This window comes from Vibrio sp. 10N.222.55.C6, assembly GCF_041473395.1.
Lineage (GTDB): Bacteria > Pseudomonadota > Gammaproteobacteria > Enterobacterales > Vibrionaceae > Vibrio > Vibrio crassostreae_C.
The window spans coordinates 87,262-108,708 of the sequence record NZ_JBFRSD010000001.1 but is presented as its reverse complement, the minus strand read 5'-3'; the positions used below and the strand labels follow the sequence as shown (position 1 = coordinate 108,708).

The window sequence follows — 21,447 nt, the reverse complement described above, 5'->3', positions numbered from 1 at the left end:
TTCATCAAACTGAATTTCGGAACCTAACCTCTGTTGCTCATCAGTAGTTTTGGAATCGAACCTTTGGCTGTCCTAGATATTTTCTGCATCAGTTGAAAGCTTGGCTGTTGAATGCCGTGATCACTTTGCAATTCATCAATCATCAATAACCACAACCGTGCTGTCATTTCTGAATCGGCTAACGCTCTGTGGAAAGTACCGTCGTTGTCGATATTTTTGAAACGCACAAGGTCGCCTAGCTTATGAGTTGGTGCGTCTTGGATTAGACGACGAGCTATCAACATTGAGCAAGCGAACTGTCCATTGTAATCGCGACCAATATTATCTAATTCCGCATCAAGAAAGCGCTTATCAAATGAGGCATTGTGAGCGACAAGTTGGCTGTCTTGAATGAAGTCTGCAAACTCATCCATCACTTCACTACAACTGGCCGCTGTGCTTAACATACGGTTACTGATTCCGGTATAACCTTCAATGAATCCACTCACACGAAATCCCGGGTTCATGAGCTGCTGGAAGGTGTCGACGACTTTGCCGCTAACGAGTTTAACCGCACCGATCTCAATCGCTCGGTCACCCATGTTTGGTGATAAGCCTGTGGTTTCGAAATCGAGAACGATAACGGAATCTGCGGAGTTTGAAGCCATCGTGTTTCCTAATTGCTGTTTGGTAGTATCGCTTTATATGGGGCGTTTGGTGTTGCTATGGGTCAATCAGTTATTTGCTAGTGCCGATAGTAAGTTCAGTGTAACCCGTCGAATCGTCGTGCTCTCTGCTGAAGGTCAAAGTATCGTAGCGGTGAACGATAAGTTCAGTGGTGGTTGCGATAATCGTCCCTTCAAGCAAATGCCCACCAATCACGTTGCCATTCTCATCAGCAACGGAGATATGAATATGCTGGTGGTTTGGGGTTAGCGTCGCCATAAGAGACACAATTTCGAACGGAGCTGTGATTAGCTTGGTGTTGTTCGCATTAGCTAAACGAATATTGAGTTGAGAGACACAACCGACACAAGAAGCGATAGAGCCTGCCGAGATGTTGTGTGTGGTCACTAACCTTTGGATCTCTAGCTTTAGGTCTTGGCCGCGGGTTAATCTCGTTGCGATAGGAGTGATCATCTTATTGCCTCAACGTTATATGTATTTCAAAGAACAAAACGAAGCCACATAGGGCTTCGTTTTATTTTCATTTTGGCTAACGCGACTTTTCTTTTGGTTAATGCAACTTTGCATTTTCTGTCGCTGAAATTACTTAGTCTTGTTGCTGTTCTCTTTTCTTCTTAGGAACGAAGTTCAATACTGAAATGGGTACTTCTTTGCGTGGTTCGAAACCTTCAACAACGCGACGTTCAATCAAGTGACCAAGACGCTTTTCAATAATGCACAGGTTTTTGAAGTTATCTTTTGATAGGAAAGAGATCGCTTCGCCAGATGCATCAGCACGGCCTGTACGACCAATACGGTGAACATAATCATCTGCTGGGAATGGCATGTCGTAGTTCACTACGCGGCTTAGGTTGTCGATATCGATACCACGAGCAGCAACACCCGTCGCGACTAAGTATTTTAGGCGACCTTTCTTAAAGTCAGCCAAGATTTTTTCACGAATCGCTTGGCTACGTCCACTGTGGAAAGCTTCCGCTTGAATACCACGTTTCTCAAGTTGAGCAACCAACTTAGCCGCGCCGTGCTTGGTTTCGATAAAGATAAGCGCTTGGTCCCAGTTACCTTCGGTAATCATGTGGCTCAATAGTGCTGACTTACGGTCTTTATCTACCGTTACCAACCATTGCTCAATGTTCGCTTTAGACGCATCAGTCTTGGCAATCGAAATCTCTTCCGCTTCACTGATTGCACTTTTCGCTAGTGCACGCACTGGCGTTGAAAGCGTTGCCGAGAACAGCAGGTTTTGGATGTCTTGTGGTAGACGCGCGATGATCTTGTTGATGTCTTCAATGAAACCCATGTCTAGCATGCGGTCAGCTTCATCTAGAACCAGTACTTCCACTTCATCAAAGTGAACGGCACGTTGTCCGTACATGTCGATCAAACGACCTGGTGTTGCCACAAGAATATCCACGCCTTCAATAAGACGATCTTTCTGGTGTTGGTAAGACACGCCACCGTACATCGCTAGTGATGTTAGGTTTAGGAACTTCGCGTACTTAGTGATGTTCTGTTCAACCTGAACTGCCAGCTCACGCGTTGGTGTCAGGATAACTGCGCGGATACGTTTTTTACGCTGCGTTTCACCTTTGCTTAGCATTTCTAAGATAGGGAGAACAAAGCTCGCAGTTTTACCTGTACCTGTTTGTGCTGCAGCAATAAGGTTCTTACCAGAAAGAACAATCGGAATTGCTTTTTCTTGAATAGAGGTTGGCTTTTCATAGCCTTGTTTTGCAACGGCTTTAACAATAGGTGAGCTTAATCCAAGCTTGGAAAATGGCATAAGTTTCTCGGTATGATTTGGCTAAATAGCGATGGAAAGGTTTAACAATCTTATACAAGGATAAGATTAATGGCGGCATTCTACCATGTTGCTTGCTCACCGCTAGTCACATGCACATAAAAAAATCCAGTGTCGACAAGGCACTGGATTTTTAGTTTTGGTTGATCGCGATCTAGCTTTGCTTTATCGAAAGCGCTTAAGCGATCTCAATCTTCTCAGCTTGGTTCTGCTCTACCATTGATAGTGCTAGCGCTTCTGCGGCCTTAATGCCGTCGATACCAGCAGACAGGATACCGCCTGCGTATCCTGCACCTTCACCAGCCGGGAAGAAGCCCTTAAGGTTGATGCTTTGGAAGTCTTTGCCACGTTTGATGCATACAGGAGAAGACGTACGTGTCTCAACACCGGTAAGTAGGCCGTCTGGCGTAGAGAAACCTTTGATCTTCTTCTCGAACGCTGGGATTGCTTCACGAATCGCTTCGATAGCAAAATCAGGCAGCGCTTTTGAAATATCAGTCAGGTGGATACCCGGCGTGAATGACGGTTGTACTTCACCGATTGCACTTGGATCGCGACCTTTCAAGAAGTCACCGATTTTTTGAGCTGGTGCATCGTAGTTTTCACCACCAAGAACATAAGCGCCGCTTTCTAGTTCACGTTGTAAACGGATACCAGCCAGTGCGTCACCTGGGTAATCACGCTCTGGGTCGATACCTACAACGATCGCGCTGTTTGCGTTACGTTCTGCACGAGAGTATTGGCTCATGCCGTTCGTTACTACGCGGCCTTCTTCAGACGTTGCAGCAACCACAGTACCACCTGGGCACATACAGAAGCTGTATACAGTGCGGCCATTCTTACAGTGGTGAACGAGTTTGTAGTCCGCAGCACCTAGGATTGGGTTGCCTGCGTTCTTACCGAAGCGAGCTTCATCAATCATTGATTGCTTGTGTTCGATACGGAAACCAACAGAGAAAGGCTTCGCTTCCATGTAAACGCCACGATCGTACAGCATTTCAAACGTGTCACGAGCACTGTGGCCAACAGCCAATACCACGTGACGAGATTTGATCTCTTCACCGTTAGAAAGCGTTAGGCCAGTGATTTGACCATCTTCCATATGAACGTCGTCAACACGAGTGCTGAAACGGATTTCGCCACCAAGTTCAATGATAGAAGCGCGCATCTTTTCGATCATGGTAACCAGTTTAAAGGTACCGATGTGCGGCTTACTTACGTATAGAATTTCTTCTGGTGCACCCGCAGCAACGAACTCTTCAATTACTTTACGGCCGTAGTGCTTTGGATCTTTAACTTGGCTGTACAGCTTACCGTCAGAGAAAGTACCTGCGCCGCCTTCACCAAACTGTACGTTTGATTCTGTGTTCAGCGTACGCTTACGCCAGAAACCAAAGGTATCTTTCGTACGCTCACGAACTTCTTTACCACGCTCAACGATGATTGGGTTGAAACCCATTTGAGCAAGCACTAGGCCAGCGAATAGACCACATGGGCCAAAACCGATAACCACAGGGCGCTCAGTTTGGTTCTCAACCGCTTTAGCAACAAACTTGTACTCCATATCAGGAGTCACTTTTACGTGCGGGTCGCTAATGAATTGTTCTAACAACTCAGCTTCGTTTTCAACGAGAACGTCAAGCGTGTAGATAAGTAAGATCTTTGATTTCTTACGAGCATCGTAGCCACGTTTAAAGATATTAAAAGAGAGTACCTGATCAGAGTTAATACCAAGTTTCGCTTCAATAGCGTCTTGAATAGCAGACTCTTCATGGTCTAGTGGGAGTTTAATTTCGGTTAAACGTATCATTTCGATGTCTCGTTTTTATAGGTGTCTTAGCTAGATCGTTTCTTAATACAGAGTTTGATGGAAACGCTGATGTTCAAAGAAGCGATAAGCTCACAATGGCGCGCATTTTACGAGAAATTGATTTATCTGTCATACTAATTTGGAAACATGGAGCAAATAGACACGATATTAGAGCCGTATGATGTTGAATTTTGCTTTGGGATGAGTATTATCCCCATTCTTCAATTTTGACTAACTTATAGAGCAGAGCATCATGGCATTTGTCGTAGGCGATAATTGTATTCAATGTAAATACACAGACTGTGTGGCAGTGTGCCCCGCAGATGCGTTCCATGAAGGCCCAAATTTCATGGTAATCAACCCAATCGAATGTATTGATTGTGGTTTATGTGTACCTGAATGTGATGCTCAAGCGATCTTCCAAGAAGATGAGCTACCAGAAGATCAAAAAATCTTTATCGAAGTGAACGCAGAGCTTGCCGAAATCTGGCCTGTGCAAACGGAAGTAAAAGCACCAATGGATGACGCTGAAAAGTGGAATGGTGTGTCTGATAAGTTGGCAATGCTAGAAAAGTAATTGTTGAAAAGAACTCAAATAAAAAGGCGTACTGATTTAATCAATACGCCTTTTTTAATATCTGAACACTGTCGATTGGCTAGTTAGCTTAGAGGTCTAGCTATGCTGACGACGCATGTTGTCGAGAATAATGCCTGTCGCCATTGCCACGTTCAAAGACTCTGCGCCGCCGAATGCTGGAATCGTAATCTTATCTGTCACGTATTTAGCGGCGTGTTCACGAATACCGTGAGACTCGCTGCCCATCAGCAAAATGCCATTTGCAGTGAAGTCAGTCTTATGAACACTTTCGCCTTCCAAAAATGCACCGTAAACCGGTAGATTCGCTTGCTCTAAGTAAGCTGGTAAGTCTGTTTGGCTTACGTGTACGCGGCCAAAGCTGCCCATAGTCGCGCTGATAGTTTTAGGGTTGTATGGGTCTGCGCAATCACTGCTCGCAACGATATGCTTGATGCCATACCAGTCTGCTACGCGAATAATCGTACCTAGGTTGCCAGGGTCTGAAACGCCATCAAGCGCAATCATCAGTCCTGTTGCTTCTGGTAGTTCAAACGTTGGGATCTCAACAACCGCAATCGCTGCGTTGTTACTGACCAAAGTGCTCGCTTTGGTTAGATCATCCAGCGAGGCTTCAACACAACCAAACTCAATCAGTGAAGCATGATTTTCAGATAAGAAATCAGCGGTAGCAAAGACGTTCTTCACGACTAAGTCACTATTGAACAGCTCAAGAACGTTCTTTTCACCTTGAACTAGAAACAGGCCGTGGGCTTTACGTTGTTTCTTTTGGCCCAAAGCACGAAGGAGTTTTAATTGGTTTTTTGAAATCATGTTTTTATCCTAGATATAAGCCCGCGCATTATAGAGCAAAGGTTAGCGAACCAAAAGCGTGATAGCTCAATGCGATCCATATAAAAAGCAAAAGCGATCCACTTAAAAAAGAAAAGCGCACTAAATAGCGCGCTCTTATGGGATTTACTTACTTAAGTTAAGCTGAACTGACAGCCTAATACGGAGCAGGGTAGCGCTTAAAGACTGTGTTGATATCAGTCAGGATCTCTTCTGATAACGGTTTACTGAAAGCGGCTACGTTCTCTTTTAGCTGCTCCATGGTCGTTGCACCAATGATAGTGGACGTCACCCCATCAACTTGATTACACCAAGCCAATGCCAGTTGGCTTGGAGTGAACCCGTGAGCATTCGCCACTTCAACATAGCCTTTAACCGCTTCATTTGCAGATTCAGTATCACGAAAAATGCCTTTACGTTGCATGTAAGTCCAACGGCTGCCTTCCGGTCTTGCGCCATCGATGTACTTTCCACTCAACATGCCTGCAGCTAAAGGTGACCATGGCAGGTAAGCGACATCTTCATGCACACAGTTCTCAATCAGATATGGCCAGTCTTTTGCGTGCAGCAAGCTAAATTCATTCTGAATCGAAACCATACGTGGCAAATCGTGTTTCTCGCTCAGCTTGAGGTATGTGTTAATGCCCCAAGTAGAATCATCTGAAAGCCCGACATGGCGAATTTTCCCCGCCTTAATGCAGCTTGCCAGTGCTTGTAGGATTTCCAACATCTCAGCTTCATGCTGCTTTCGGTCAATATCACTGAATCGAATGTGATTCGGGAAATGCTTACCAAAGTGAGGCGTTGTACGATTTGGCCAATGAAGTTGGTAAAGGTCGATATAGTCTGTTTGTAGGCGTTTTAATGATGCGTCAACGGCTGCGATCACCGCTTCACCCGTTATCGGGCCGCCATCTCGAACCCAAGGAAGCCCTGGCCCGGCAATTTTGCTCGCAATGATCAACTCTTGTCGACGCTGTGGGTTACGCGATAACCAGTTACCAATGATCGCTTCTGTTTTTCCGTAGGTATCTGGAGAAGGTGGAACCGCGTACATCTCTGCAGTATCGATAAAGTTAATACCTTGGCTTAATGCGTATTCGATCTGTTGGTCGGCTTGCTGCTGCGTATTTTGTAGCCCCCAAGTCATGCTGCCAAGACAGATACGGGAAACGGGAATTTGACTACTTCCTAGCTTTGAATATTCCATTGAATTCGGGGTTCCTGTGGTTAGGTTCTCTGGTACTCGCATTATAGTTTTGAAAAGAGGGCGAGTGAGGAATGAAAACGAATATGAATTATTAGCACAAAATGACACGACAAGGTATGGCATCGGGGAGTTTAGTGAGTCATTTCTCAGCGCTGCAAGCTAGTGTGTGCAATGCGTGAAAATACATTCGCGAGAAACTATGAGCCAATTGGTGATCGAGAAGTGAAGAACAACAAGCAATGAGCGAAGGTTTAATGTTCAGCTTGTTTGGGAGTGGGGGAGAGGAGAACAGATCAAAAATAAAAAAAGCTCTACCGGATAGAGCGTAGAGCTTTTTTATAGGGGTCTTAATAGTGCTAGGTATTCATTGAGTTACGAGGTCGCGTTTGTGTCTAATCCACCCTGGATTTGCGCCTGTCTTAGAGCTTCCTGCCTTTGAACTTCTTTCTCAGTTAATACTGGTCGAAGCGTTTCCTCAGAGGCTTGAGGAGAGAAAATGAAATATTTATTAATCGTCATAACTGTGTCTCCGTGTAACGTATGACAGATTCTGCATCAAGGATAAATTGTGATCATCATCCACTTTGTACTTTTGTTAGGCTGAGAGCGGAGGGCGTAGAATGCGTACAAAGCGATCTCTTATCATCCGTATGCAATGTTGAACTGACGAAACCCTCTGTTTTCAAGTATAGGAAGCGCATCTAATTTCGCACAATAATGATTTAGAGCAATTACATACATGGTCAGGGGCGTAAGATGAAAACCCTCGCTACTGACTCTGTGCTCGTATTTATTTAACGATGTATCACTTATCGACATAATAATTAAGTCAGTAAATCAATTACTTAATCCATGGTGAGATGAATTATGGAAAAGCTTGTAGAACGTTTTCTGAATTACGTTACTTTTGATACCAAATCCGATCCTTCTAATCAGCAATGCCCAAGTTCACCGGGTCAAATTACCTTTGCTGAAGCCTTAAAGTTAGAATTGGTGGCATTAGACTTAGTTGATGTGTCTTTAGATGACAATGGATACTTGATGGCGAAACTGCCGTCGAATGTCGATTACGATGTGCCTGCGATTGGCTTTGTGGCGCACATGGATACCGCTCCTGACGCATCAGGCGCCAACGTGAAACCACAAGTGATTAAAGATTACCGAGGTGGAACGATTGAATTAGGGGAAAGTGGCGAGAGTTTGAACCCAAGCCAGTATCCAGATCTTGATTCTTTACATGGTCACGACCTGATTACGACTGACGGCACAACTCTGCTTGGTGCCGACAACAAAGCGGGCATCGCTGAAATCATCAGTGCAATTGCTTACCTGAAAGCGAATCCAGACATCAAACACGGCGACATCTGCATTGGTTTCACGCCGGATGAAGAGATTGGTCGCGGTGCGAACCTGTTTGACGTTGAAAAATTTGGCGCCGAGTGGGCGTACACCATCGATGGTGGCCCAGTAGGGGAGTTGGAATTTGAGAACTTCAATGCCACGAGCGCCGATGTTATCTGTCATGGCGTGAACGTTCACCCGGGCACCGCAAAAGATAAAATGGTGAACTCGATGAACATTGCAGCGCAATTCCAATTGATGATGCCTGCGCAAGAAACACCAGAGTGCACAGAAGGTTATGAAGGCTTCTACCACCTGAAATCGGCGGAAATGGGTGTGGCTCGCTCTGAACTGGGATACATCATCCGTGATTTTGAACGTGAGGGTGTAGAAGCGCGTAAAGCATTCATGCAGCAGAAAGTCGATGAGCTGAATGAGCGCCTTGAGAAAGGCCGTGTTGAGCTGGTGCTAACCGATAGCTACTTCAACATGAAAGAGATGGTTGAACCGCATCAACATATTATTGAATTGGCCAAGCAGGCGATGATTGAGTGCAATGTCGAGCCAATGGTTAAACCAATCCGAGGTGGTACAGATGGTGCTCGTTTATCTTTCATGGGGCTACCATGTCCGAATATCTTTACTGGTGGCTACAACTTCCACGGTATTCATGAGTTCATTACCATTCAAGGCATGGAACAGGCGGTTAAAGTGATTGTTGAACTGTCACAACGCACAGCCGTTCACTACCAAAAATAGCGGCCTTTAGCACGATATCTCTTTGTTTTTTTTGAGAGTATTCAATAATACTCTCTTTAAGCATAAGGGAGTACGCAATGAAAAAGTTAGTTTTACTTTGCACCCACTTAGCCGTGGGTGCTTTTGGTTTTGGGCTGGGTGTTTACGCATTACCTATCTTGATTGAGCCTGATTCTCCTTCCTCAAGTTCTGTTGAAGCGATCAGTGAGCAGGCTATCTACACGGGTGAGTTCACTAAAGATCGACAAGACAGTGACTTCTTGCACTGGGGAGAAGGTATCGTTTCTGTGTCTGAAAGTGCGATCGCTTTTGAAGGTGAATTGGCGCCGGGGCCTGATTACAAGGTCTACCTCTCACCTAAGTTCATTGAAACCGAGCAAGCTTTCAATGACAGCAAGAGCGAGTTACTGAGAGTCGGAGATGTGAAAACATTCGACCGTTTTATGGTTGAGCTTCCCGAAGGTACTGATCTTAATCGATTTAATACGGTTGTGATTTGGTGTGAAACTTTTGGTCAATTTATTACTTCTGCCAAGATAAAATGATAGCCTTAGCTAGGCTAATACCAGATTGTAAACGAGCGCTCAGGAGTTGAGCGCTTTTTCATAGCGAAGTCTCCGCTAATCGTTGTAAAGCTCGTCGTTGTAATGCTAAGGAATAAGTAATGGAAAAAGTGTGGCAAGTAATTGATTTTCTACTCGCTCATAAGTTTATTTTTAGTGCGTTGATTATCACTATTATTTTAATCATTCGCCGAATCACCTTATCTCAAATAAGAGGTGATGTTGCTTTGCTTAGTGAAGACCAACGTAACTGGATGTCACGAACCAAAAACGGCACATTCGCGATTATTGTTGTAACGTTATTTGTGTTGTGGAAATCCGAAATCAGCGAGTTTGCGCTATCTGTCACGGCCATTGCTGTTGCGATAGTAGTGGCTTCAAAAGAGATCATTTTGTGTTTCACCGGTTCTATTCAGCGTGCGAGTTCTCGCTCATTTAGAATCGGCGACTGGATCGAAGTGGGCAAAATAAGCGGTGAGGTGATTGAGCACAATTTGATGGCGACTGTGATTCAAGAAATCGATTTGTATCATGGGCAATATCACTTCACTGGTAAGACAGCCACGCTGCCTAATAGTATGTTCTTCACCTATCCGGTAAAGAACCTCAACTTTATGAAGCGCTATGTTTATCATAACTTTTTTGTGACGGTGAAAGACTTTGTAAACCTATACCCTATGGTGCCGGGTCTTATTGTGAAAATTGAAGAGCATTGCGAAGAGTTTATCGATGTTGCTCGCCGTTACAACGGTGTGATCGAAAAGCACGCTGGTGTTGACCTTCCGGGTTCTGAGCCTCACATCCATATCACAAGCAGTTCGACAGGTGAGCAAGAAGTCCATTTTATGATTTTCTGTCCAACCGAGAAGGCGGTTCATCTAGAGCAAGAGATTCGTAAAGATTTCATGGAAGCATACGCTGAAGCATTTCCTGTCAGTGCTTAATCCTGCAGTCCGCTGAGCCCCAAACAAAAGAAAGCCGAGAGCGATAATATCGACTCTCGGCTTTTTTGTTCTAACTATCTGTTCGTTTAATCTAGGTCAGCCAGTGGCAACCAATCGACTTTTACGCCTGCTTGTTCAAACATATCTTGGCTCACTTTGATTTTGTCTCCCCAGCGAGAAAGAAAGTCTTCACTTTGCTCTGGGCAGTGAACCGCAGAAATACCGGTTTGGATGATTTTCGCTGCGCAGTTTGGGCAAGGGAAGTGAGTCACCCAGATTTCACAGCTGTCCAAATCACGCTTGGCGAATAAGATCGCATTTTCTTCAGCGTGAAGTGTCTTGAGGTACTTCATCTCTCTGTCATCAGTATCCGCACTATCAGACACGCCATGTGGGTAGCCATTAAAACCAACAGAAACAATGCGGTTGTGCTTAGTGATTACGGCGCCGACTTGAGTTGAAGGATCTTTACTCCAAGAACCGACCAATTCCGCCATTTGATAGAAACGTTTAGCCCATTTTGAAATCATGAGAATTCCTTAACAATTAAATGTGAATGCTTATCTGTCTGACAATACATTATGTTAGACAATATCCATAGAGAACAAAAGCTGAGAGATTGATTTACTTAGGAATTGTAGCGTGTTTGTAATCACTTTATAAGCACTTGGTTTCAATTAACATATTGATACACTTTGGCCAGTTATAATTGATATTCCTCGGACAATGGTAACAGAGGTGTTACGTAAATTTTATGCTGTTCAAATACTAATAAGTGACGGTATAACCATGCGTAAAAAGTTGATCCTTACTGCTCTTGCAAGCTCTCTTATTCTTGCTGGATGTGGGCAAGATGCTCAGAATGCCAAGCAAGCGCCTTTACCTCTCGTAGCTGTACAGGATGTTAGCGTCGTTTCTCACCAACAAAGTAAGTCGTACATCGGTCGTATTGAAGCCGTTGAAGACACGGCAATTACTGCACAAGTTTCTGGCTACCTGCAAAGCCGCCATTTCAAAGAAGGCCAAATGGTCGAGAAGGGGCAATTGCTTTACTCAATTGAGCCTTCATCATTTGAAGCAGAAGTAGCAAGCGCGAAAGCGGCTGTTGCTCAAGCGAATGCCAACCTTAAAAAAGCCGAACTTGATTTCAATCGTGGTAAGAACCTACTTCCTAAGGGCAGTATTTCTCAATCTGAATTTGATGCATTAACGGCAAACCTATTAGGTTCTCAAGCACAGTTAGAAGCAAGCCAAGCTCAGTTAAACGCCGCGAATGTCCAACTTTCTCACACCAAAATTATCGCGCCTTTCTCTGGAAGAATCAGTGACACTAAAGTAAGTAAAGGTGACCTAGTTTCACCGTCTTCAGGTGTTCTGACAACTTTGGTTAGCCTAGACCCAATCCATGCATCGTTCAGCATCAGTGAGCGTGAGCGTATTGAGCTGGGTATGGACCGCATCGAAGGCGATGGCAGCAGCGACTCTGCAGGTGTTGAAGTTCAGATCATGCTTGAGAACGGTGAAGCGTTCGAACATCTAGGTCAGCTTGACTTCTTGGGCAACCGTATCAACCTTAATACTGGTACGATCGCGATGCGTGCGATTGCTGATAACCCGAATCAGCAACTACTTCCAGGCCAACACGTTCGCGTTGATCTACGTGAAAAACAACCTATTGATGTTGTGACTATTCCTCGTCGTGCAGTGCAAACCGACCTCGAAGGCGACTTCGTGATGGTATTAGTTGAAGGAGAAGCCGAACCCGTTGCTGAGCGCAGAAACATCGAAATGGGTCGTCAGGTTGAAGGTGGTGTGATTGTTCATTCTGGATTAGAGAAAAACGACGCAGTCATCACTCAAGGCCTACAGCGTGTACGTAATGGTATGTCTGTTCGTATTCAAGCTTCTGCTGAACAAGCTGAGTAAGGGGACTATTTATGTTAAGTCGTTTCTTTATTCAAAGGCCTAAGTTCGCCCTTGTTATATCCATAATCTTAACGCTGGCGGGTGCGATTTCTCTCGCTATCTTGCCAGTGGCTGAATATCCAAAAATTAGTCCACCGTCGGTCAGTGTGTCGGCATTCTACACGGGCGCAAGTGCTGAAGTGGTGGAACAGGCGATAGCCGACCCCATAGAAACGTCGGTTAACGGCGTTGAAGATATGATCTACATGTCTTCTAAAAGCGCTAACGATGGTTCATACAACCTTAATGTGACCTTTGATGTTGGTACTGACCCAGATATGGCTCAGGTCAACGTTCAGAACCGAGTTGCTCAAATCGAATCGAAGCTTCCGCAAGAAGTTCGAATGGTGGGTGTCACCGTTAAAAAGCGTTCACCAGACCTTTTGATGGTATTGAACTTCTATTCGCCAAACGGTGAGTACGACGATCAATTCTTGATCAACTACGTTAACCTAAACATTAAAGACCAACTGGCTCGTGTGAAGGGCATCAGTGAAGTTAACGTGTTGGGTGGTGGTGAATACGCGATGCGTGTTTGGTTAGATCCTGAGAAAATGGCTAACCTCAATATCACCACTTCAGACGTGAATCGCGCGTTGGCAGAGCAGAACGTTCAAGTTGCTGCAGGCCGTATTGGTGCTGCACCTTATAACAACGCACAAGAAGTGCAGTTCAACTTGGTAACAAAAGGCCGATTAGAAACAGCTGATGAGTTTGAAAATGTTGTTCTTCGTGCAACTCAAGACGGTTCAACGGTTTACTTAAAAGACATTGCACGTGTTGAGCTTGGTAAAAAGTTCTACGACGGTAATGGTAAATACCGTGGTCAAGATGCGTCGATCGTAACGCTGTCACTTCAATCAGACGCTAACGCGCTGGAAAGTGGCAAAGCTGTGATGGCGATGCTGGAAAACTTAAGCAAGAACTTCCCAGAAGGCGTGGCGTATGAAGCAAGTTACGACACTACACTGTTTGTTGCTGAGTCGATCAAAGGGGTAGTAAAGACCTTAATCGAAGCCATCTTGCTGGTTATTGCGGTAACGTACCTGTTCTTGGGTAGTGCGCGTGCAACCTTGATTCCTGTAGTTGCGATTCCGGTATCTTTGATTGGTACGTTTGCCATCATGCAGATGACGGGTTTCACCATCAACACGGTAACCCTGTTTGGTTTGATACTAGCGATTGGTATCGTAGTAGATGATGCGATCTTGGTTATCGAGAACGTTGATACCACAATGGCTAAAGACCCAACCATTTCACCGCGTAAAGCCACGCTTATTGCGATGAAAGAAGTAACGGGGCCGATCATTACGTCGACCTTGGTTCTACTTGCGGTATTCATCCCTGTTGCAATGCTTCCTGGTATTACTGGCATCATGTACCGTCAGTTCGCTCTGACTATCTGTATCGCGGTTGTTATCTCTTCAATTAACGCATTAACGCTATCACCTGCATTGTGTTCACTGGTTCTTAAGCAGGGTGGTGGTAACACGGCGCGTTGGTACCAAGCATTTAACCGTGGTCTAGAGTCTGTTACTAACAAATACGGTCAAGTGGCTGGCTTCTTAGTTAAGAAAGGCGTTCTGCTGTTCACTTTCTTCTTTGTGGCTTTGGCGGCTGTGACTTATTTTGCGAAGACAACGTCTACGGCGTTTGTACCTCAAGAAGATAAAGGCATTTTGCTGGTTAACGTTCAGCTTCCTGACGCGGCATCCTTGTCTCGAACCGAAGAAGTGACTAAGCAGCTGCTTGAAATGGTTGAACAAGAGCCGGGTGTTGATGGCGTAACACTGGTTAACGGCTACGCATTTATGACGGGCGCTTCTGCGTCGAATGGTGCGTCAATGTTCATCAAGCTTCACGATTGGGACATGCGTAATGCACTGGATGGTCAACACTCTGCTCAGGCTATCTCACAGCGTATTAATGGTCGTGCTGCGACTGAACTTCCTCAAGCTGTCGTGTTTGCGATGGGGCCTCCTGCAGTACCGGGTATGGGTGCAGCGTCTGGTTTTGAATTCGTTCTTGAAGATACATTAGGTCGTAGCCGAACTGATCTAGCGATGGTGATGAATGACGTGATAGCTGAGGCGAGCAAACAGCCTGAGATTTCACACACATTCAGTACTTTCCGTGCGAACGTACCTCACTACTATGTCGATATTGACCGTGAGAAAGCGCAGCAATTAGGTATTCCGTTGTCGGAAATTTTCCAAACACTACAAGGTAACCTTGGTTCGTTGTACGTGAACGACTTCACCATGTTTGGTAAGAACTTCCGCGTAACCATGCAAGCTGACAGTGAACACCGTAGCAGCATGGACGACCTACAACGATTCCACGTTCGTTCGTCTAATGGCGAGATGATCCCGTTAAGCACATTGGTGACTTACGACCAGATCTTTGAACCAGATGTAGCATGGCGTTACAACATGTACCGCAGTGCCGTGATTCAAGGTCAACCTGCAGAAGGTTACTCAAGTGGTGATGCGATTGCGGCAATGGAACGCGTAGCTGCAGAAGTATTGCCTCAGGGGTATCAGTACGAATGGACAGGCATGGCTTACCAAGAAGTACTAGCAGGTAACCAAGCGATCTTTGCTTTCGCACTGGCTCTGATCTTCATCTACCTGTTTATGGTGGCTCAATACGAGAGTTGGACAATTCCGATTGCGATTATCCTCGTGGTACCTGTCGCAACCTTAGGCTCCTTCTTGGCATTGAATCTAACGGGCACTCCGCTGAACCTTTATGCACAAATAGGTTTGGTTCTCTTGATAGCCTTGGCCGCGAAGAACGCAATCTTGATTGTGGAATTCGCAAAGGTAGAGCGTGAAGAGAAAGACGCACCGATTGAAGATGCGGCGGTGAAGGGCGGTACTTTACGTTTCCGTGCTGTGAACATGACGTCTTGGTCGTTCATCTTAGGTATCTTCCCGCTTATCTTTGCTGCGGGCGCAGGTCACGTGAGTCAGAACTCTTTGGGTATTTCACTGATCGGCGGCCTGTTATGTGTGTTACTGGCGGGTACGTTCCTAATCCCTGGCTTCTACGCATTCGTGCAACGTAAGCGTGAGAAAGCACACGGTGGTAATACCAAGCTGGTTCCGCTTGATGACGAATAGGGGATTGAGTGTCTTGTAAGATTCGTCTCTTACAAGACCAACCCTCGGAAAACTAATTCCTTGTAAAAACTAAGGTTTAGCATTGCGCTAAGCCTTTTTTTATTCCACTTATGAATAAAAACGCCTTTTATATAAACAAATGTTTGTCATGTGGTAGAGCTAACACTCTAATTTGGGTTTTGTAATAAAATGATGTTTTATTGGTAAGTATATGTTTAATATGATTTTAACAAGGTTCAGCTAACGGTTGTATGCTCGAAAACATTTGCACAATAGTGTGAAGTGTTTCAAAATTACGAAGTTATATTGAAATTTTTTGTGCATTGAGGTTCTTATGAAAGTCATTGATTTATTTAAACACCGAGGCGATAGCATGTCTTCGCAACACTCAGAGTTTATGCAATGGATGTCTCCAGCTCTTAGAGATTACTGGGGCGACTTTCTTAATCGTACGCAAAATAGCCATTTCTTTGCGTGGGTTCGTGATCACCACAAACCTGCTGTCAATGAAGATGCACCAGAGATGCCGGTGGAACAGCCGATCGTACTTAAGCCAGAAGCACAACTTGTGTTTGATGAGCTTAATCAACAGATCGGTGAAGTCATCCATACTGGCGACTGGATCAATGTAAGTCAAGACCGTATTAACCAGTTCGGCCTTGTTACTGAAGATATGCAGTGGATTCACACTGAGCCTGAAAAAGCGGAAACAGACTCTCCGTTCAAAACAACCATCGCACATGGTTTTTTAACTTTATCTCTGCTTCCTCGATTGACTGACAGTGTTGACCCTGACAAGTCTCAATTCCCAACAGCGAAGATGGTCGTAAACATTGGTCTTAACCAAGTACGTTTCCCATACCCTGTTAAATCGGGCAGTAATGTTCGTGCTAAAAGTACGCTAACAAAAGTAACGCCAATTAAGAAAGGCCTAGAGATTGAACGCGAAATTCGCGTCGAAATCGAAGGTATTCGTCGTCCTGGCGCTGTGATCGTTTCAGTGATTCAACTTCACTTCTAAGTGGTTTGTAAAGAAGCGATTTATAAAGATTCAAAAAAAGAGAGAGCATAGTGCTCTCTCTTTTTGTTTACATTAGATAAAACTATCCCACTTATTTAATGCGAGTGTAGCCGTACTCTTCGATAAGTTCTTGCCCTTGCTTTGACTTCACGAACTTGATGAAGTCTTTGCTCTCGTCAGAAACTGAGTCTGTCTTGTGCAGCAACAAGAATGGGCGAGCCAATTCATAGCTGTGGTTAGCAATGTTCTTAGATGTTGGCTCTACGCCTTCAAATGTAATTGCTTTAATCGAACGGTCGATTGAACCAACAGAGATAAAACCAATCGCGTGTGGGTTATGGTTAACAATCGTTTTAACCATGCTGTTGCTGTTTACAACCAAGTTATTTGGGTTGATGTCAGACACTAGACGGTCATTAATGATCTTCGTTAAACCAAGCAAGCTTTCGAAGCTATAGCGTGAGCCAGAAGACGCTTCGCGAGTGACAACTGCGATAGGCTGATCTGCGCCACCCACAGCTTTCCAGTTCGTGATTTTGCCTTTGTAGATATCGAACAGCTGCTCACGTGTAACGTTGCTTACAGCGTTTGAGCGGTTAGTTACTACAGCTAGGCCGTCAAAGGCAATTGGAAATACCTTCAACTTCTCGTCTTGTTCGCGGTCGGTTAAATAACGCGAGCTCATACCGATGTCAGAGACACCTTTATTAACCATGGTAATACCTGCTGTAGAACCAATGCCCTGAACCGCAATATAGTTATCAGGGTGAGTCTTGTTGTACTCCTCAGCTAATACATCCATCACTCGTGATACTGAAGTGGAGCCCGAAATAGTGGTTTCTTGTGCTAAAGCAGCATGAGAAGACAGGGCTAAGGATAAAAGAGAGGCAAGCGCGACTCGTAACATAAACAACTCCTAGTTAATAACATTTGTCGCATATGATAGGTCGGTTATATGACACTTTTGTGAAATTCCATACTCTCGATGTATAGCTGTTCGCTTGATGAGTCGTAGCTTTCTGGGTTTCCGAAAGCAAGATTCGTTTCTGGGAGCAGGGCCGGTATTTTGATTACGCTTGTTCGCTAAAATGTTTGTTGAGTCCTAAGCTAAGTAGAGGAATTCACTACTTAGAAGTTTCTATGAAGTTACAAGGGGTGTTATGTCCGTCATTCATATCGAGCTGAATCGTCTTTTAATTGGGGCCGAGAGGCTCTGTACATCTCGAAATCGAAGTTTACCTGTCGAGCTAGGCAAATCCCTATATGAAGAGTGTGAGGGTGGTGTGCTGTTTTCTCAGGCGCATTATCTACTCGACTCATCTCACAGTGATTATACAAACGAGATCGTCTGCGTGACTTTTGATGAGTCGCTGTCTTGTTGGTTAGTGATGGTGCCGCTTGAAGGGGATGTCGAAACCGACTCTGTGAATTGGGGGCCGTATCCGTACCTTCCTAAATCGAAGGATCTTGATGCTATTTTGGCGGAAATAGAAAAAGACCCTAAATCGTACTTCTGGTCATAGTCACTCTGTTTTCACGTTTGCTGGTGGCCTGCTCGCAAAGCTGAATCAATGAGTATCAAAACTCAACCACTGAATCCCAAAGCCAAATCATCTCATCCCACACCCAAGTGGCTTAATATTGAAGCCACTTGGTTTACACCAGTTCCCAACTAAGACGTCCACATCAATCTATCGCTTTGTTTCTTTAAACTTGCGGCTTTACGCTCTGCAGTTGTGCTTGTGCCACTAGCGATCGGAAGTCTTTTGGTGTTTTTCCGTGATACGTTTTAAAGGCCGTGCTGAAGTGAGCGGCACTTTTAAAGCCTGACTCATACGCGATTTGAGTGATCGACTTATCCGATGTTCTTAGCTGAGTGGCTGCATGAGCAATACGTTTTATCTTTAATAAGTTTGAGAACGACAGATCTTCAGCCGATAAGCGACGTTTAAGCGTAGCCGGTGACATTCCCATGTAACTGGCGAGCGTATCCAAAGAGATATTGTTTTCAATGTTTTGCTCGATGTAATGAATGACTCTTTGGGTCACGGTTAACCTTGAAGCTCGAGCAATAATAGCCAATAGAGCTGGGTACTGTTCCACCATCAAAGACAGCAAACTTAAGCCTAATTGAGTGAGTGCGTAGTCATTCTGAGAAGAAGAGTTGGCCAGTGACATGATGAGATCTTTCAACTGACAGAGCTCAGTATCCGTTTGATTGAACTTAATGTACTTGTCTGGGATTCGAGCGGACTCTAAATCGCTGAACTGATTAATGAACTTTTGAAAGATAGCCAAATCAAAATCTAAGCAGGTTGCGCTGAATTCGCCATTTTCAGTGTTAACCTTGATGTCTTTAATCTGACCAGAATTGTAAAGGGTGAAATCTCCCGCTTGCAACGAGGCTTGAGTACCATTGGGCAACACAAAAGAAATGCTGCCTTTCGACACTATAAAGATACCGTTTTTAGAGGCAGGATAACGTTCTCGTCTCCTGGGAATGAAGTTTCTGAACTGAGTAACTGTGATTGATGACATAGTGAGCTTCTTTGACGTTGTAAATTGATTGCTTATTGATTGTTTTTTTTAAGTATTGTTTAAGCATGAGACATTTACAAAAAAGGCGCTAATAATTAGCGCCTTTAGAAGTGAACCTTTGAAGCTTTTGACCTTGATAGCTTTGACCTTGAAAGCTGTAGCTGTTAAAGCCTTTAAGCTTCGGTTTCGTTTGTCGTTTCAGGCTCGCTAGGCAAGTCCGCAAATACTTGAGTAGGTTTTGCTACTAAGTTACGGTTTTCCTGATTAACTTCAGAGAGAACTACTTCTAAAACGTCTCCCAGTTTGTATACCATTTCTTTATCGATAGATACAGTACCCATATCACCGTTGCACTCTATTCTTTCTTTATTATTAAGAATGAGAGATCCAGGGATAAATGCAGCAGCACCATTTTCAAGTATACGTACACGCATACCTGCACGGTTAATATCGAAAATCTCAGCTTGGAAACGAGTTTCTTCTGCTGGAGCATTGGCTAGAGTGCGAGCATACAACCAATCGCCAACATTACGCTCAGCCATGCCGTGGTGACGGCGGTGCAGGGCAAGTTCATCACCGATAGTTTCATCTGGTGTTTGAATTGGCGCTTTACCTAAGATGTGTGCTTTAAGCATACGGTGGTTAATCATGTCGCCATATTTACGAATTGGAGAAGTCCAAGTTGCGTAAATATCTAATCCCATCGCGTAGTGCGGTGCAGGCTCATTGCTGATCTCGCTATACGCTTGGAATTTACGAATACGGTTGTCGTAGTAGCTGTTATCTAAAGAACCTAACCAACGACGTAGAGTAGCAAAACCTTCTAGAGAAATGATTTGCTCTTCAGTGAACGGCGTTTCCGCTTGCGGGTTTACCAGTTCAAGAACGTCGGAGATTTTCTCAGCCTTGAAACCAGAATGGCAGTTAAACACACCTTGGTTGAAGCTCTCTTTTAGTACTCGGCCCGCACAGATGTTCGCGCTGATCATTGATTCTTCAACCAGCTTGTTTGCGCTACGACGCATGTCAGCGTGGATAGCGACAACATCGTTATCTTCGCTCAGTTCAAAGCGGTAGTCAGGGCGATCTGGGAACACAACAGCGTTTGCTGAGCGCCATGCTGAACGTGCTTGAGCAAATTGGTGAAGATCAGAAACAATTGCAGCAATCTCTTCTGATGGTTGCCATTTCTCTGATGCACCTGTTTCTAGCCAGTCTGATACGTTGTCGTAAGCAAGACGAGCATGAGATTTGATGTTTGCAGCGAAGAAGTTAATGTCATCACCGATAACGCCACCTTTAGATACCGTTACTGTGCAGCAAAGTGCAGGACGAACTTCGTTCTCGATCAGTGAACATAGGTTGTCAGCAAGATCACGAGGCAACATTGGGATGTTGCGACCAGGAAGGTAGATAGTGAAACCGCGCTCGCGTGCCACTTTATCCATCGCATCATCTGGAGAGATGTAAGCCGTTGGATCAGCAATTGCGATAGTCAGTTCAAAATCACCGTTCTCTTTCTTCTTCGCGTAAAGCGCGTCATCCATATCTTTTGTGCTTTCGCCATCGATAGTCACAAAAGGGACGTGCGTCATGTCTACACGTTCAAGATCGGCGTCATCGTTGATTAGCCAGTTGTCGATGCCTTCAGGCTCGCTGTTTGGTAGATCGTTTTGTGCCAGCGTTACCCACCAAGGTGCAATCTTGTCGTCAGCGTCTGTGATTTTCTCAGAGATCTGAGCCAAGAAACCATTGTCACCTTTTAATGGGTGTTGAACGATATGAGCAACAACCCAGTCACCTTCTTTAAGCGTTTCAGGGTTTAGACCCTTCATTGCTTTCGCTTTAAGTTGCAGTTTTTTGAGCTGCGGGTGATCAGGAACAACGTTCAATCGGCCTTTGAAAAGCTTAACTCGTGCAATAAAGCGAGTAAGACCTTGTTCAACCAATTCCTCAGGCTCTGCTACTTCGCGCTCTTTCTCTGTGCGAATGATGGCAATCACCTTGTCACCGTGCACACATTTCTTCATGTACGGAGGCGGGATAAAGAAGCTTGTTTTGCTATCAACTTCGAGAAAACCAAAACCTTTTTCAGTGGCTTTGATGGTACCTTCCTTTTTAGGGAGGGTTTCTTGGATTTGCTGCTTGAGCTGAGCGAGTAGAGGATTATCTTGAAACATTTTGACTTTTATCTATCGAGGACAATTGAGCACACTATAATCATTGCGAGGCTTGATTACTACTTAAAGGCGAAGTGAGCGTTAATTAATTGCCCTCT

General features: G+C 44.7%; 19 protein-coding genes. 8 read left to right on the top strand and 11 right to left on the bottom strand.

Features of this window, described 5'->3' with window-relative positions:
* Positions 1–23: 23 nt before the first annotated feature.
* The 4 genes from AB4486_RS00470 to AB4486_RS00455 form a co-directional block, all read right to left on the bottom strand.
* Positions 24–647 carry a PolC-type DNA polymerase III gene (locus AB4486_RS00470; RefSeq protein ID WP_372116140.1) on the bottom strand — a complete coding sequence of 208 codons (624 nt, stop codon included), beginning with the start codon at positions 645–647 and terminating at the stop codon, positions 24–26.
* A 70-nt stretch (positions 648–717) separates the two neighbouring features.
* Complete coding sequence (locus tag AB4486_RS00465) at positions 718–1,119, bottom strand: PPC domain-containing DNA-binding protein (protein WP_372116139.1); 402 nt, start codon at positions 1,117–1,119, stop codon at positions 718–720.
* Positions 1,120–1,252: 133 nt separating this feature from the next.
* Positions 1,253–2,449 (bottom strand): DEAD/DEAH box helicase, encoded by a 1,197-nt coding sequence (locus tag AB4486_RS00460; protein ID WP_017064352.1) that lies wholly within the window; start codon positions 2,447–2,449, stop codon positions 1,253–1,255.
* Positions 2,450–2,645: 196 nt separating this feature from the next.
* On the bottom strand, positions 2,646–4,277 hold the full coding sequence (locus tag AB4486_RS00455; RefSeq protein ID WP_048606003.1) for an NAD(P)/FAD-dependent oxidoreductase: 1,632 nt from the start codon (positions 4,275–4,277) through the stop codon (positions 2,646–2,648).
* 253 nt (positions 4,278–4,530) lie between these two features.
* On the opposite strand from AB4486_RS00455, the gene fdxA reads away from it, so the two are divergent.
* Complete coding sequence (gene fdxA, locus AB4486_RS00450; RefSeq protein ID WP_017631334.1) at positions 4,531–4,854, top strand: ferredoxin FdxA; 324 nt, start codon at positions 4,531–4,533, stop codon at positions 4,852–4,854.
* 96 nt (positions 4,855–4,950) lie between these two features.
* Here fdxA and AB4486_RS00445 read toward each other — a convergent pair whose 3' ends face one another.
* The 3 genes from AB4486_RS00445 to AB4486_RS00435 form a co-directional block, all read right to left on the bottom strand.
* Positions 4,951–5,685 carry an RNA methyltransferase gene (locus tag AB4486_RS00445; RefSeq protein ID WP_372116135.1) on the bottom strand — a complete coding sequence of 245 codons (735 nt, stop codon included), beginning with the start codon at positions 5,683–5,685 and terminating at the stop codon, positions 4,951–4,953.
* A 175-nt stretch (positions 5,686–5,860) separates the two neighbouring features.
* Positions 5,861–6,913 carry an aldo/keto reductase gene (locus AB4486_RS00440; protein ID WP_032545660.1) on the bottom strand — a complete coding sequence of 351 codons (1,053 nt, stop codon included), beginning with the start codon at positions 6,911–6,913 and terminating at the stop codon, positions 5,861–5,863.
* Between the two features lie 372 nt (positions 6,914–7,285).
* On the bottom strand, positions 7,286–7,432 hold the full coding sequence (locus AB4486_RS00435) for a hypothetical protein (protein ID WP_017059486.1): 147 nt from the start codon (positions 7,430–7,432) through the stop codon (positions 7,286–7,288).
* 348 nt (positions 7,433–7,780) lie between these two features.
* Here AB4486_RS00435 and pepT point away from each other — a divergent pair, with 348 nt between their 5' ends.
* From pepT to AB4486_RS00420, 3 genes are all read left to right on the top strand, one after another.
* On the top strand, positions 7,781–9,013 hold the full coding sequence (pepT, locus tag AB4486_RS00430) for a peptidase T (RefSeq protein WP_372058160.1): 1,233 nt from the start codon (positions 7,781–7,783) through the stop codon (positions 9,011–9,013).
* Between the two features lie 77 nt (positions 9,014–9,090).
* Positions 9,091–9,558 carry a DM13 domain-containing protein gene (locus AB4486_RS00425; RefSeq protein WP_372052339.1) on the top strand — a complete coding sequence of 156 codons (468 nt, stop codon included), beginning with the start codon at positions 9,091–9,093 and terminating at the stop codon, positions 9,556–9,558.
* A 119-nt stretch (positions 9,559–9,677) separates the two neighbouring features.
* Positions 9,678–10,520 (top strand): mechanosensitive ion channel family protein, encoded by an 843-nt coding sequence (locus AB4486_RS00420; protein WP_372116132.1) that lies wholly within the window; start codon positions 9,678–9,680, stop codon positions 10,518–10,520.
* Between the two features lie 86 nt (positions 10,521–10,606).
* Here AB4486_RS00420 and AB4486_RS00415 read toward each other — a convergent pair whose 3' ends face one another.
* Positions 10,607–11,050, bottom strand: a complete 444-nt coding sequence (locus AB4486_RS00415) for a dCMP deaminase family protein (protein WP_017059490.1) — start codon at positions 11,048–11,050, stop codon at positions 10,607–10,609.
* 259 nt (positions 11,051–11,309) lie between these two features.
* Here AB4486_RS00415 and AB4486_RS00410 point away from each other — a divergent pair, with 259 nt between their 5' ends.
* The 3 genes from AB4486_RS00410 (at position 11,310) to AB4486_RS00400 (ending at position 16,631) form a co-directional block, all read left to right on the top strand.
* Positions 11,310–12,446, top strand: a complete 1,137-nt coding sequence (locus tag AB4486_RS00410; RefSeq protein WP_065584750.1) for an efflux RND transporter periplasmic adaptor subunit — start codon at positions 11,310–11,312, stop codon at positions 12,444–12,446.
* Between the two features lie 11 nt (positions 12,447–12,457).
* The gene (locus tag AB4486_RS00405) at positions 12,458–15,610 is read left to right on the top strand and encodes an efflux RND transporter permease subunit (RefSeq protein ID WP_017064360.1); all 3,153 of its coding nucleotides are present in this window, start codon (positions 12,458–12,460) and stop codon (positions 15,608–15,610) included.
* A gap of 334 nt (positions 15,611–15,944) precedes the next feature.
* Positions 15,945–16,631 carry a MaoC family dehydratase gene (locus AB4486_RS00400; RefSeq protein ID WP_017059493.1) on the top strand — a complete coding sequence of 229 codons (687 nt, stop codon included), beginning with the start codon at positions 15,945–15,947 and terminating at the stop codon, positions 16,629–16,631.
* 91 nt (positions 16,632–16,722) lie between these two features.
* Here AB4486_RS00400 and AB4486_RS00395 read toward each other — a convergent pair whose 3' ends face one another.
* Positions 16,723–17,538, bottom strand: coding sequence for a phosphate ABC transporter substrate-binding protein (locus AB4486_RS00395; protein ID WP_017068410.1), 816 nt, complete (start codon positions 17,536–17,538; stop codon positions 16,723–16,725).
* A gap of 253 nt (positions 17,539–17,791) precedes the next feature.
* Here AB4486_RS00395 and AB4486_RS00390 point away from each other — a divergent pair, with 253 nt between their 5' ends.
* On the top strand, positions 17,792–18,154 hold the full coding sequence (locus tag AB4486_RS00390; RefSeq protein WP_017059495.1) for a DUF3024 domain-containing protein: 363 nt from the start codon (positions 17,792–17,794) through the stop codon (positions 18,152–18,154).
* Positions 18,155–18,338: 184 nt separating this feature from the next.
* Here the strand turns inward: AB4486_RS00390 and AB4486_RS00385 are convergent, their stop codons facing one another.
* Positions 18,339–19,169, bottom strand: a complete 831-nt coding sequence (locus AB4486_RS00385) for a helix-turn-helix domain-containing protein (protein ID WP_372116129.1) — start codon at positions 19,167–19,169, stop codon at positions 18,339–18,341.
* A 173-nt stretch (positions 19,170–19,342) separates the two neighbouring features.
* Positions 19,343–21,349: an exoribonuclease II gene (rnb, locus tag AB4486_RS00380; protein WP_372116127.1), complete on the bottom strand. Its 2,007-nt coding sequence runs from the start codon at positions 21,347–21,349 to the stop codon at positions 19,343–19,345.
* Positions 21,350–21,447: the final 98 nt, after the last annotated feature.